The sequence below is a fragment of the Novipirellula methanifontis genome (assembly GCF_052161655.1).
Lineage (GTDB): Bacteria > Planctomycetota > Planctomycetia > Pirellulales > Pirellulaceae > Novipirellula.
In genome coordinates this window covers 7834842-7847295 of sequence record NZ_CP197418.1, presented here as the reverse complement: position 1 = coordinate 7847295, position 12454 = coordinate 7834842, and the positions used below count along the sequence as shown (strand labels likewise).

The window sequence follows — 12454 nt, the reverse complement described above, 5'->3', positions numbered from 1 at the left end:
GGAGAGGTCGAGCAGAGCCTTCAGCGATGCTCGGGTGAGGGCGACCGAGCAAGATCAGACGCTGTGTACGCTAAATTGCTCGGTCGCCCTCACCCGAACGAGGCCTAAGGGGCCCGCTGGACCTCTCCCAGCTTCGCTGGGCGAGGTAACGTCACGCGTCTCAGGCTTTATGCTACCGCTGCTCTGCAGCTAAGGCAAAACCGTCGCGATTACAGCCGCGGATGTTTAAGAAAACGTGCGAGCTCGACCGGGCGGCCCCTCGCCGCACCACTATTAAAGGGCACGACGAAACTCTTGGCGAGTTTCGCTACCTGGCTCGCGACGGGCAGAAGCCGGAAGACGACTTACAGTGGGAAGTCGTCTTCGGCGGCGTTGTCGGCGTACAACGGCATGTGTCGGTAGTAGACTTCTAACATCATCGTGGCGAAAGACGTGGCTGCCAATCGACCGCCATCTTTGGGACCGTGACCTCCCTTGGGGAAGTGCCAACTTCCTTTCGCTCCGCCGTCTTGCGATTGGGTTTCGACGAGCCAATCACGCATTTCGTTGTTGAACTTGTCCCATTCCGCACCACCAAATTGACGCAAAACCTGGGCGGCGTAGTAATCGTAGTAGATCTGGTCTTTGCGGAAGCCAATCTTGGCGACTTCTTTCACCCCAGCGACGATTCGTGGATCGGTCTTTGACCACCCGGTGTACATGCGGCACAATACGCCAACGGCGGTACAGGCCGGTCGAACCTTGGCCGATGGGCTGGCGTAGCCGTACGTTGCCCCGTTGTTGGATTGGACCTTGTCCAAAAATAAAACCGAGCCTTGGACGGTGGTAGGCGGCACGAGCAAGTGCCCCATGTGAGCACTTTTCAGCGCCATCACTTGCCAACCGACCACCGACGTGTCACCGCCATCGGCTTGTTGCGGTTGATAACGCCAACCTCCGTCGCGACATTGGGCATAGACGATAAAATTGATTGACGCCTGAGCCGGCATGGCCAACTCGGGGTCGCCGGTCATCGCGTAGGCTTCACACAACGCGATCGAAGCCAAACCGTGCGAATACATCCCGTTTCCGGCACTCTCGGTCAGATCGAGCACGGGCATGCCGTTTTTCTTGCCGAGCTTTCCGTTACTGATCAGGAACTTGAGGCCGCGATAGACGTTTTCGCGGAAGTCACCCGATTTATGCGTTTGGCCAGCCCCCATGAACGGCAATAACGCCATCGCCGTTGCGGCATTTACCGCACCGGCACGTTTCGGTTCGCCGGGATCACCGCAACGATTGTTACAAGCGACATTGTGTTGGAACGACCAACCGCCGTTGGGGAATTGGTGGCGTGAGAACCATTTCAGAGCTTCGGTCACGGCGGCTTCGCTACTGGCGCTGCCCCCGTAATCACGCAACAACTTTTTCTTCATGTCTGCGCTGCGGCTGCTCATCGGAGCTCCCGAAACGGACGACAGCGTTTGCAGCGACGTCGCAGTGGGAGCCATATCCGAAGCCATTTCGCCCATGTCGATCGCCACTTCGGCAATTTCGATCGATTCAACCGACGTCGTCGGCTCAGGCATCTCGATTTGTTCGCTGGTGTCGACGCTGGTCTCGGTGACCTCTTCCATTTCGGCCACTTCGCCTGGATCGAGCTGCTCGATCGCAAACTCTTCCATCTCGGGGCCATCCTCGGCGGTAGCTGAAGCCGACAACACGTTGACGATCTTGACCGGGTCGCCAATCGAAATGAGCCCCAATACCAGCAGAATGATCACATGGACAAACGTGCTGACCGCCCAGGCAGGCATGGCGCTGAAGATTAAAAATCGCCGCCTCGGATTCACTTCCTCATAGGTGTCATCCTCGACCATCGCGTTGGGAACGAGCTGATCTTGGGGAAGTAGTTGGTTGGGATCAGTGACAGACGCCATGGAAATCGAGTTCCCTAGGTTTCAATGAACGAACATGGATTGCGGAATCGTGCCGGACGATGAAGATGCGGCGCTAGATCGAAGACTCTCGTACAAAAAGAGGCTTGTACCCTTTTGTCTAGTATAAACGAAACAAGGGGACTCAACCGACCATCGACCCCAGTTTAATTGCTTGTTCGACAACGTCAGCAACTTCATTCCGCACTGGGTGAAGAATGACAATGATCAGCCAAATGTACTCATAAATACGCGTTTCACTTGGCGTGCTGTTGCCAATAATACAACCGTGCAGGCCAAAGCGGGGGGCAACGATTGCCCCACCTGTGGTGAGGCCCTCTGGCAACGAGCGGATCGTTGAGATCCACGTTAATTCGAATGTCCCATTTTCTGAGCCGAACGCGTTAGCTTCGGGCGACCGCTCAGTAAATCCTGGATAGAAAGAGGCCCTCACAGCCTGACGCGTCCGCAAGGGAATATATAGACCTTGAGGCGGTCCCTCGCTCACGCGTCGGGTGATGGCTTTTCTGAGGCGGAGACTCTTTTAGGCTTTGCGGGTTTGCCAAGCCGACTGGGCGGCGGCACGAATTTCAGCGACATCGGTCGCGTGCTGTTTCGCCATCGCCACGGCGTCGTCATCTTCGATGGCAAACCGTTCGCCGCCGCCAGGAACGACAACCACTTTGCCGCGAACCGGTCCGAAACTAGTCGATACCGTTTCGGCGCGTCGGACCAATTTGCGACGGTCCGACGTGTGTCGGCGGATACCGATCGAAGAGGTATGAGTGAACAGAATCGACTCGAGAGCGGCGACGTGATCGGCATCGCAAACCGTCGTCAACACCACGCCCAAGCGTCCTTTTTTCATGACGCAGGGAGTTTGAAAGACATCCAAGGCCCCGGCCTCGAACAAACGATCGGCACAAAAAGCCAAGGCCTGAGGCGACGCATCGTCGATGTTCGTTTCCAGCACGACGACTTGATCGGTTTCCAATGGATAGTCACGAGCAGAGCCCGATCCGCCACGATTCGCTTCGGTCCGCTCACCGAGCATCACCTTCAAAATGTTGGCTTGGGACTCGAGATCTTTGGTACCAGCACCATAGCCCACCGCAATCGTGCTCATCGCCGGGATCGATCCAAACCGAGTCGCGGTCGCTTTTAAAATCGCCGCCCCGGTCGGAGTCGTCAGTTCGGCCTGCACATCCGAGCTGGCGATCGGAATCCCCTTCAACAATTCAGCGGTCGCGGGGGCGGGAACGGCAACGCGGCCATGGGCGATCGTGATCGTCCCGGATCCGGTGGGTACCGCCGAAGCTTCGACCGATTCAATTCCAAGCGTCGTCATGGCGACGGCGGTGCCCACGATATCGGCAATCGAATCGATCGCGCCGACCTCGTGAAAGTGAACTTTTTCGATCGTCGAACCATGCACATTTGCTTCGGCTTTTGCCAGTTCTAGGAAAATTTTGTGAGCCAGCTGCTTGGCCTCGGGCGTGATCGCATCCGCTCGGTCAATCATCTCGGTAATGTGGTGCAGATGCCGATGGGCATGTTCGGGCGGATGGCCGATATCCACTTTGATCGCACGAAAACCGCATTTCTTGACCGTTTGGGACTGAATGGTGATCTCAGCGAGCCCCATCGAACGGACCGCGGTTTCGATCGTGTTTGCGTCAAGTTCGCCGGTTTGGGCACCGATATCGATGAGAGCTCCGAGCGTCATGTCGCCGCTGATTCCGCTGAGACAGTCAAAGTAGGCGATTTTGGACATGGATTTCGAGCTCATTTGGGGGGAATGGATGGGGGAGACCTGCAGGATTCAATTTTGCAGGGCATTTAGGATCGCGAATATGCCGCTGAAACCGCTGGAATCGGCGAGAACGAGAGGATAGTAAAAAGAACCTGGCTTGTCGTCTTGGGATCCGCCCTGTTTGCCGTTGAAGGAAATATAGAAAACGCTATACTCCGCCCTCGCTAACGCAGAAAAATCGCTCCAGCACCCTGCTGTGCAGCGTGAAGTGTAAAAAATATACGAAACGTCCGACGAGATCGATCCGATGAAAGTTGTCAGCAGTATCGGCGCCCTTAAGTACCGCCACCCCGATTGCCAAGTGGTTAAACGCCGCGGCCGAATCTATGTGATTTGCAAAAGCAATCCTAAATTCAAGGTCCGCCAAGGCGGAGCTAAGGTCAAAAAAGCTCGTCGCTAGACGCAGTTTTGCGTCTTAGTCGGTAACGCGCTACCACGATCATCCTGATGAACGACCGGATCACCTCCGGTCGTTTTTGCATGCGCCTTGTCTGATGGGGTGTGTTTGCCGCAGTCGGTTGCGATTGCCCATTTGTCATCGTCCTGCGGAAATCCACGCTCTGGCGAGCGTAGCTACAGCAATAATAAACCGCACGTCCCCCAACGCTCCTCCAAACACAGAATGCGAAACGATGACGGTCGTCTTCACGGAATCACCCGCCGACCTCGATCCGACCGATCCATTGGATATGTTGGTCGTTGCCCCTCACCCCGATGATGCCGAACTGGGCATGGGAGGCACAATTGCGAAGATGATTTCGCTGGGATGGCGAGTCGGTGTGTTGGATTTGACGACGGGCGAGCCGACACCTCATGGATCGGAATCGCTACGTCGCAGCGAAACAAACCGTGCCTCAGAAGCTTTGAAGTTGACTTGGCGAGGGAACGCAGGACTCGAAAATCGCCGACTTTTGCACACCCTGGAAACTCGCGAAGTGGTCGCCAGCTATTTTCGTGTTCTGAAACCAAAATGGGTGTTCGCGCCGTTTTGGCAAGACGCTCATCCCGATCACGTTGCCGCGACTGATTTGATCGAAGCGGCACGGTTTTGGGCCAAACTGAGCAAAACCGACATGCCCGGGGAACCGTTCCACCCTGAACGCGTGTTCTATTACTATTGCATTCACCTGCGATTGGCGATTCAGCCCAGTTGGATTGTCGATATCAGTGACCACTGGGACGCGAAACTCGCGTCGGTCTCGGCTTATGAAAGCCAATTCATTACCGGTCGCGACACTCAACCCCCGACGTTTCTAGATCGACTTCATGACGAAGCGTCCAATTGGGGGCGGTTAATCAATCGCCGCTACGGCGAACCTTTTGCGACCAAAGAACCGCTGGCACTTTCCTCGCTTGAAAACATTCTCTAGACGCCCGATTGGGGCAACGCTGTGAAACAATTTCTCGTAGCTACCTTCGCCAGAAGGTGGTGAATCGCATTGGACGCCAATATCCACGCTCTGGCGAGCGTAGCAACAAAACGCAAATGCCGTAATTTGTATCAATTCTGGGGTGCCGGGGATTGACCGGTCGAGTCGGAAATCTTCACGAATTCGCCTTTTTACACGGTAACACGCCGCGGCCTCGCCAAGGTATATTGCTTCTGGATAGGAAGCTTGCGAACACCACAATAAATACCGTTGGAATCGCGTCCGCAGATTGGTTTAGTGAAGCCGCGCGGCAGCCTTTGTTCCTTTTCAACTTCGACACTCTTCGTTCATGTGTGCTTTCCCATGCCTGTCAAAATGCAGCTAGCTCGGATCATCATTTCCGAACTCACTGAAAACCAAGTGATCTACCTTCAGGAAGAGAATGGAGATCGCGAGTTCCCCATCCTGATCGGCATCTTCGAGGCGACGAACATCGATCGCCGTGTGAAAGAAGAATATCATCCGCCTCGGCCACTGACCCATGATCTGATCGTGCGTGTTGCCGATTCGTTGGGCGCGAAGATCGAAAGCGTGGTGATCACCGATCTGAACGATCACACGTACTTCGCCCAATTGAACCTTCGCAAACAAGACGGCGAAGTGATCACGATCGACTCGCGTCCAAGTGATGCGATCGCGGTCGCCGTGACGTTCACTCCATCGCTGCCGATTTACGTCAGCGAAAAGGTGCTCGAAGAAGCGACTTCGACGCCGTTCTAGCAACATGGATCGACTCTTTACTCCCGAAGCAGCACGTGACTACGTGCTTTCCGCTCGCGGTAACGGCCAACGCGTTGGCATCGTTCCTACGATGGGTGCGTTGCATCAAGGCCATTTGTCCTTAGTCGCCGAATCGCGAAAACATTGCGATGTCACGATCGCTACGATCTTTGTGAATCCGACTCAGTTCGCGCCTCACGAAGATCTGCAAAAGTATCCTCGAACGCTCGAGCAAGATTGCGAACTGTTGCAATCGCAAGGTGCGTCGGCGGTCTTCATCCCGGAAAGCGGCATGATCTATCCGCCGGGATTCAGTACCTATGTCGATCCGCCTGCGGTCGGCGCGTCGTTAGAGGGCGAGTTTCGCCCCGAGCATTTCCGTGGTGTTGCCACGGTTGTGTTGAAGTTATTCCAAATATTGCCAGGCACTCACGCATTCTTTGGACGCAAAGACTATCAACAATTAAAAGTCATCGAAGCGATGGTGCGTGACTTGAACGTCGGCATCGACGTGGTTGCTTGTGACACCGTCCGTGAACCCGATGGACTGGCGCTCAGCAGTCGCAACCGCTACCTCGATCCGGCGCAGCGCCAGATTGCCTTGCAAATTTCTAGAGCGTTGCAAAGCACGCAGCGGCGGGTCCAAGCGGGCGAGACGGACGTCGCGACGCTACAGCACGAGATGCGTCAGCTACTACTTGGCGGCGGAGACGCAGCAAAATCGGTAGACAAAATTGACTATGCGACAATCGTGGACGCAGACTCGCTCGCCCCGATCCGCCAGATCGATCGCCCCGCCGTCGCGTTGATCGCCGCTTTTGTCGGCCCGACGCGATTGATCGACAATTCCCTTTTGTAACCGTTTCTTTTATAAGCGGGGCTCGCCAGTGGCTAGCCAAATAAGTTAGGCTCTCGAAACGAAAACACGCTCACTTTAAAAGCATATCTAGCATGATTCAACGAATTCTTATCACCGGTGGCGCTGGCTTCCTCGGCTCTCACCTTTGCGAACGATTGGTCAACGACGGTCATGACGTCATTTGTCTCGATAACTTTTTCACGAGCCAAAAATCAAACGTCGCTCATCTGTTGGGCAGCTCGAACTTTGAACTGATTCGACACGACATCACGCTGCCGATCTTTCTCGAGGTTGACCAGATCTATAACATGGCGTGCCCTGCGGCGCCGGGTCACTACCAATACAACCCAATCAAAACCATGAAGACCAGTGTGTTGGGTGCGATCAACATGTTGGGAGTCGCAAAACGATGTGGCGCACGGATCTTGCAAGCCAGTACCAGCGAAGTCTACGGCGATCCCGAAGTCCATCCGCAAACGGAAAGCTATCGTGGCAGTGTGAATCCAATCGGAATTCGCGCTTGTTACGACGAGGGCAAACGGGCTGCCGAAACCTTGTTCATGGATTATCACCGCAGCAACAATGTAGATGTGCGAATTGTCCGAATTTTCAACACTTACGGACCTCGCATGCATCCGTATGACGGACGCGTGGTTTCCAACTTTATTCGCCAAGCTCTCAGCGGCGAAGACATCACGATTTTTGGCGAAGGATCTCAGACGCGATCGTTCTGTTACCGCGATGACCTTGTCGACGTCATCATTGCGATGATGAACAAGGACAACTTTGTCGGTCCTGTTAACATCGGAAACCCGGATGAATTTACGATCCGCGAGCTGGCCGAAAACGTGTTGTCGCTGTGTGGATCGAAAAGCAAGTTGGTCGATCGTCCATTGCCATCGGACGACCCCACGCGTCGTCGCCCCGATATCAGCTTGGCAAAAGAGCAGCTGGGATGGGAGCCGAAGGTACCATTGGCAGAAGGTCTGAAGCACACGATCGATTGGTTCAAAACGATCAAGCTGTCAGACTACCGCCCGCCGACGCCCAACTTCAGTTAGTTCGGGCGGCAAATCAGTGCCATTGGCAGAGTAAGTCACCTCTCCCAAACTTTGTTTGGGAGAGGTCGAGCAGAGCGCAGAGCGATTGCTCGGGTGAGGGCCGTCCGAGCAAGCCCAGTCGAACAATGCATCAAGATTGCTCGGTCGGCCCTCACCCGGACGAGGCCTTAAGGGCCCGTCCGACCTCTCCCCAGCTGCGCTCGGGCGAGGTGGCTTCTAAGACGCTAAATCCGCACAGCCAAATGCATCGGGGGCGAGGTTGAATTCACCACAAACAACGTGCTTAAGTGCACGTGGGGGTGCAGAAGTCCATGAACTCGACTTGGACTTGGACAATATCGCGAGACGCACGGAAGAAGGCGTCTAGTACGGTTGGATCGAAATGCTTTCCACGCTGTTGTTCGAGGATCTCGAAACAAGTTCTTCGTGGCAACGCCTTTTTGTACGCACGATCCGATGCCAATGCGTCGTAGGCGTCGGCGACTGCGGTGATCCGTCCCTCCAGTGGAATCGCCTCTCCCGCTAATTGCGATGGATAGCCGCTGCCATCAAAATTTTCGTGATGGGTCAGTGCGATGCTGGCCGCTAGTCGCATCAACGAACTGCCGTCTTGCAACATTTTTGAGCCCAATTCGACGTGGCGTCGCATCGTTTTGGCATCTTCTTCGCTATGAGGCTCGATGCTTGGCCCATCCTCGAGAAGATGCGCTTTAATCAGTTCGAATTCGTCAGGTTCGATTCGTCCTGGTTTCAACAGGATCGCGTCGGGAACCGCAATTTTTCCGACGTCATGTAACTGTGCCGCTAGTTCGACATCTTCGACATACCATTTTGGAAGCCCAAGTTGCTCTGCAATCAACCCCGCAAACCGTCCCACACGAATGACGTGGTTTCCGGTATCGTTGTCTCGGAGCTCTGCAGCGCGAGCCAGGCAATAGATAACTTCGCGACGCGACCGCTCGAGGTCGATGGTTCTTTGCTGAACCTTTTTCTCGAGCTCCGAAGCATGTTTTTGTAGTTGATCTTGAAACGACTTGTTTAGCAGCGCATTCCGCACACGGGGTGCAAGTTCCATCGGGTCGACCGGCTTCACTAAAAAGTCAGTCGCGCCAAGATCCAAGCACTTCAGCTTCACTTCGGCATCACTATTCGCAGTTAGAATCAGCACCGGCAAATGGCGAAATTCGGTACGTTCGCGAAGTTGACGTAGGATCGTTATCCCATCGACTTCGGGCATATTGATGTCAAGAAGTACGACATCGGGACGGTTTGCACAGATCAGATTTAATGCGACCGAAGAATCGGTGGTCATCTCGAATGAGTTATAACCCGCTTGCTCAAGATGTTTTTTGGCGACGAGCACATTGGCGATCTCGTCGTCCACGATCATGATCTTGCCCGACAAGTGCTCCAACGACTGCGATGGCACTTGCGATACGATCGAAACCGCCGCGTTTGAGATCGACGCGGAATCGGTAAGTGAGGGAGAGAGTTGGCTGTTCATGGCCGGCATCAAAATGCGTTAGGAAGATTTTAGGCTCCTATAACATGGGTTACAGCTAAGCACGACTCGTCGATGCAAACGCCGTCGACCTGAATTCATCGACGGATCAGGTTAAATAACGCGATTGTTCAGGTTGTACCGCTTGCCGCGTGGCACCTGGAAACTGGCACCTTGTAACTGGCACCTGGCAATTGGGCAACGTCGGTCTCGGCCGCCTACAGCACAGGGACGACCAAACGCTCGCGAACTGACTGAATTGCGTCGACACACTTTTCACATTCCGCTTTGGAACCGGATCGAACCGCCTCGACGAGCGCAGTCGCGGGCGAGGTAAACTCGCTGTATCCGACCGTTCCCCCCGCACCCTTTAACCAGTGAGCCAGATCGATTAATTCCTTTGTCGATTCGGTCTCGACCAAACGTCGCATCTCGGCAATCTGAGGATCAAGTCGGGACACAAAATCGATAATGATCTCACAGAATTCACGATCATCCAGTGGCAACGTCGAGTAAATCGGGTCTCCAACTGTCTCGCCGCTATCGGCAGGTGTTTTTGGAACTGACAACTTCGCTGGCAGTTGCGGTGGTTCAGCGCAATCCACAGCCGGAATCACGATCCGCCGCTGCAAATCGCGAATGTCGTCAAGCAAACGTTCAAGTTGTGAACGGTCGAATTGCCCCGCCCCCTGTTCTAACTTCGCCGCGGATTCTGTGAACACGCCCAATCCAACGGTTCCGCCCGAGCCTTTCAACCAGTGAGCTTCCGCCTTCAGGGCCTCGAAATCATCCGTGGCAATCGCGTGCTCCATTGCTTGCAATCGTTTGTCCAATCGCGAGACAAAGTCGGTTGTGATCGCACGATAGTCGGGATCGTCCATCGGCAACGTGGGATGGATCGGTGATGCACCGTCGTACCGGATCGACGAAGAGTCTGAATCATCCGAAACGTCCGAAGCATCTGGAGCGAGGCCTAATGGCGATATCGAAGTAGTCGATTCCTCGGCTGTCGACGGATCGGCGGTCATGGAGTTCTCGGCCGAATCGTCGAGCTCGGTTTCGGCTGTGCCAAGATAATGCTGGGCACGGCTAAGCAATTCGTCAATGTTGACCGGCTTGGTCAAGAAGTCATCGCAACCGGCTTCGATACATTTCTCGCGATCGCCTTTCATTGCGTTTCCGGTCAGCGCGATGATCGGCGTGGTCACGCCACATTCACGCAATCGCTGGGTTGCCGTGTATCCATCGAGCACTGGCATCTGCATGTCCATTAGCACTAACGAATAATCGGATTCACTCAGCTCCCGAATGGCTTCAAGGCCGTTCTCGACGGTCGTGACCTTTGCACCGGCACGGCTGAGCACCAATTCGATCAAGCGACGGTTGGCCTCGCCATCGTCAACAACGAGGACAGGCAACGCAGGCAAGCGGATCAAACCATGGACCAACCCATCCGAGTTGCGGTTGTTGGCCAGCGATAAAATTTCTTCGGGTGTAATCACATCCGTCATTGCTTGCGGATCGACAGGAATCGTGATGGTAAACGTACTGCCGACGTTGGCTTCGCTGGCCACTGTCAAACTACCACCCATCGCCTCGGTCAAGCGTCGACTGATCGACAATCCGAGACCGGTACCGCCATATTTTCGCGTCGTTGTGCTGTCGGCCTGGACAAACGACTGGAAGATTTTGCTTTGCTGTTCCGCTGTCATTCCAATTCCGCTGTCCACCACCGCAATTTGCAGCATCGGTGTGGATTCGTTCTCGGAAACGACCTCGGCAACAATTTTCACCGCACCTTTATCCGTAAACTTGATCGCGTTGCCCACCAAGTTGGTGATGACTTGACGCAATCGCGTTGGATCGGTCTGCATGATGCGCGGCATCGATGAATTGAACTCGACAAGCACGTCAAGTTTCTTCTCAACGGCGCGTTCTTGTAGCACGCTTGCTACGGTTGTGATCGTTTCTTGCACATTCGTATCGATCATCTCGACTTGCAGTCGTCCTGCTTCGATCTTAGAAAGGTCGAGGATGTCGTTGATCAATTCGAGCAGATGTTCGCCACTGTTATGAATCATATTCAAATGGCCGACGGCTTCGTCCGAATTCGTGACCAGTCCACGACGCAATACATCGGTAAATCCGAGCACTGCGTTTAGCGGCGTACGGATCTCGTGACTCATGTTGGCAAGAAACGCACTTTTCGCCTCGTTCGCGTTTTGTGCTTCATCACGGGCATTCGCCAATTCGACCTTGTTCTCTTCGATCAACGTGATGTCGTCGAACGTCGCCAGAAAGCCTTGCCCGGTGATCGGCGTACAGTTCACGCTGAAGGTCAACATGCGACCATTCAATTCGAAATGCAGAATTCGATCATTCACCGAATCATTGGTTTGTTTGGCATCTTCCCACGGTAAAGTCGTTGCCGTTTTGTCGGGATGAATCCAAGCAAGTTCGGTAGTTCGCTTGCCGACAAGTTCGTCGGCAGTGCAGCCCAGTAGAATGGCCAGTCGTTGGTTTGCGAACAGAATTCGGTCGCGTGAGTTCAACAAGAACAATCCCACCGTAAACGTGTCCAGTGCCTTTTCCACATGTGTATGCATTGCCCCGGACGGATCAAGATTCTCGAGTGTCTTGCGTAGGAAAAATGAAAATTGAACCAAGCATGCCGGGATCAAAACGATCAGCAACCATGCGGGAGCCCAATGATCCAAGCCCATCCATCCGCCGGTCGGTTCGAAGGCAACTTGCAATTCGCCCCACTGTTTTCCGTAGCGAAAGATTGGCACGTGCATCTGGTTCATGCTGTTTCCAGCATTCGAATCCCAGGTCTCCGCGTGCGGTCCCGCCGAAACCACGGTGTCGCCATCGACGTTCTGCAGCCCGATCGACAACACTTGAGGGTCACGTTGAACGATCGATGCTAAAGTGACGTGAAGCGAATCGACTTGCCCGGACGCCGCCATCGCGGTGCCGCTGATCGCGAGCGATTCACACATTTTGGCACGCCCCCGCAGAATTTCTTCCTGTTCGTTAGGAAAGAATCCTGCGGCGCTGGCAACCAGCAAACTTCCGGTCATTAAACCTACAAGCCCGAACGAAATTCGGATGCGGATCGGTATATGTTGTAATAAGTTCATGATTTTCCCGT

Annotated in this window: 9 protein-coding genes; 5 read left to right on the top strand and 4 right to left on the bottom strand. The window is 54.4% G+C overall.

The features are described 5' to 3' along the window. Positions 1 to 344: 344 nt before the first annotated feature. Both SH528x_RS27805 and larC read right to left on the bottom strand, forming a co-directional pair. Positions 345 to 1919 carry a prenyltransferase/squalene oxidase repeat-containing protein gene (locus tag SH528x_RS27805; RefSeq protein WP_442506702.1) on the bottom strand — a complete coding sequence of 525 codons (1575 nt, stop codon included), beginning with the start codon at positions 1917 to 1919 and terminating at the stop codon, positions 345 to 347. Between the two features lie 541 nt (positions 1920 to 2460). Further along, the gene (gene larC / locus SH528x_RS27800) at positions 2461 to 3690 is read right to left on the bottom strand and encodes a nickel pincer cofactor biosynthesis protein LarC (RefSeq protein WP_442506701.1); all 1230 of its coding nucleotides are present in this window, start codon (positions 3688 to 3690) and stop codon (positions 2461 to 2463) included. A gap of 286 nt (positions 3691 to 3976) precedes the next feature. On the opposite strand from larC, the gene ykgO reads away from it, so the two are divergent. From ykgO to SH528x_RS27775, 5 genes are all read left to right on the top strand, one after another. After that, positions 3977 to 4129, top strand: a complete 153-nt coding sequence (gene ykgO / locus SH528x_RS27795) for a type B 50S ribosomal protein L36 (protein WP_040763550.1) — start codon at positions 3977 to 3979, stop codon at positions 4127 to 4129. Positions 4130 to 4361: 232 nt separating this feature from the next. Next, positions 4362 to 5099, top strand: coding sequence for a bacillithiol biosynthesis deacetylase BshB1 (bshB1, locus tag SH528x_RS27790; protein WP_442506700.1), 738 nt, complete (start codon positions 4362 to 4364; stop codon positions 5097 to 5099). Positions 5100 to 5462: 363 nt separating this feature from the next. Beyond that, positions 5463 to 5879, top strand: a complete 417-nt coding sequence (locus tag SH528x_RS27785) for a bifunctional nuclease family protein (protein WP_442506699.1) — start codon at positions 5463 to 5465, stop codon at positions 5877 to 5879. Between the two features lie 4 nt (positions 5880 to 5883). Beyond that, the gene (gene panC / locus SH528x_RS27780; protein WP_442506698.1) at positions 5884 to 6738 is read left to right on the top strand and encodes a pantoate--beta-alanine ligase; all 855 of its coding nucleotides are present in this window, start codon (positions 5884 to 5886) and stop codon (positions 6736 to 6738) included. A 92-nt stretch (positions 6739 to 6830) separates the two neighbouring features. Further along, positions 6831 to 7799 (top strand): UDP-glucuronic acid decarboxylase family protein, encoded by a 969-nt coding sequence (locus tag SH528x_RS27775; RefSeq protein ID WP_442506697.1) that lies wholly within the window; start codon positions 6831 to 6833, stop codon positions 7797 to 7799. Between the two features lie 283 nt (positions 7800 to 8082). Here the strand turns inward: SH528x_RS27775 and SH528x_RS27770 are convergent, their stop codons facing one another. Both SH528x_RS27770 and SH528x_RS27765 read right to left on the bottom strand, forming a co-directional pair. Next, positions 8083 to 9312 (bottom strand): HD-GYP domain-containing protein, encoded by a 1230-nt coding sequence (locus SH528x_RS27770; RefSeq protein ID WP_442506696.1) that lies wholly within the window; start codon positions 9310 to 9312, stop codon positions 8083 to 8085. A 206-nt stretch (positions 9313 to 9518) separates the two neighbouring features. Beyond that, complete coding sequence (locus tag SH528x_RS27765) at positions 9519 to 12443, bottom strand: ATP-binding protein (RefSeq protein WP_442506695.1); 2925 nt, start codon at positions 12441 to 12443, stop codon at positions 9519 to 9521. Positions 12444 to 12454: the final 11 nt, after the last annotated feature.

What these genes read in the sequence shown, in the direction of transcription:
- SH528x_RS27770 (WP_442506696.1), bottom strand. Translation starts at nt 9,312, where the DNA reads ATGCCGGCCATGAACAGCCAACTCTCTCCCTCACTTACCGATTCCGCG.
- larC (WP_442506701.1), bottom strand. Translation starts at nt 3,690, where the DNA reads ATGTCCAAAATCGCCTACTTTGACTGTCTCAGCGGAATCAGCGGCGAC.
- bshB1 (WP_442506700.1), top strand. Translation starts at nt 4,362, where the DNA reads ATGACGGTCGTCTTCACGGAATCACCCGCCGACCTCGATCCGACCGAT.
- SH528x_RS27775 (WP_442506697.1), top strand. Translation starts at nt 6,831, where the DNA reads ATGATTCAACGAATTCTTATCACCGGTGGCGCTGGCTTCCTCGGCTCT.
- SH528x_RS27805 (WP_442506702.1), bottom strand. Translation starts at nt 1,919, where the DNA reads ATGGCGTCTGTCACTGATCCCAACCAACTACTTCCCCAAGATCAGCTC.
- SH528x_RS27785 (WP_442506699.1), top strand. Translation starts at nt 5,463, where the DNA reads ATGCCTGTCAAAATGCAGCTAGCTCGGATCATCATTTCCGAACTCACT.
- ykgO (WP_040763550.1), top strand. Translation starts at nt 3,977, where the DNA reads ATGAAAGTTGTCAGCAGTATCGGCGCCCTTAAGTACCGCCACCCCGAT.
- panC (WP_442506698.1), top strand. Translation starts at nt 5,884, where the DNA reads ATGGATCGACTCTTTACTCCCGAAGCAGCACGTGACTACGTGCTTTCC.
- SH528x_RS27765 (WP_442506695.1), bottom strand. Translation starts at nt 12,443, where the DNA reads ATGAACTTATTACAACATATACCGATCCGCATCCGAATTTCGTTCGGG.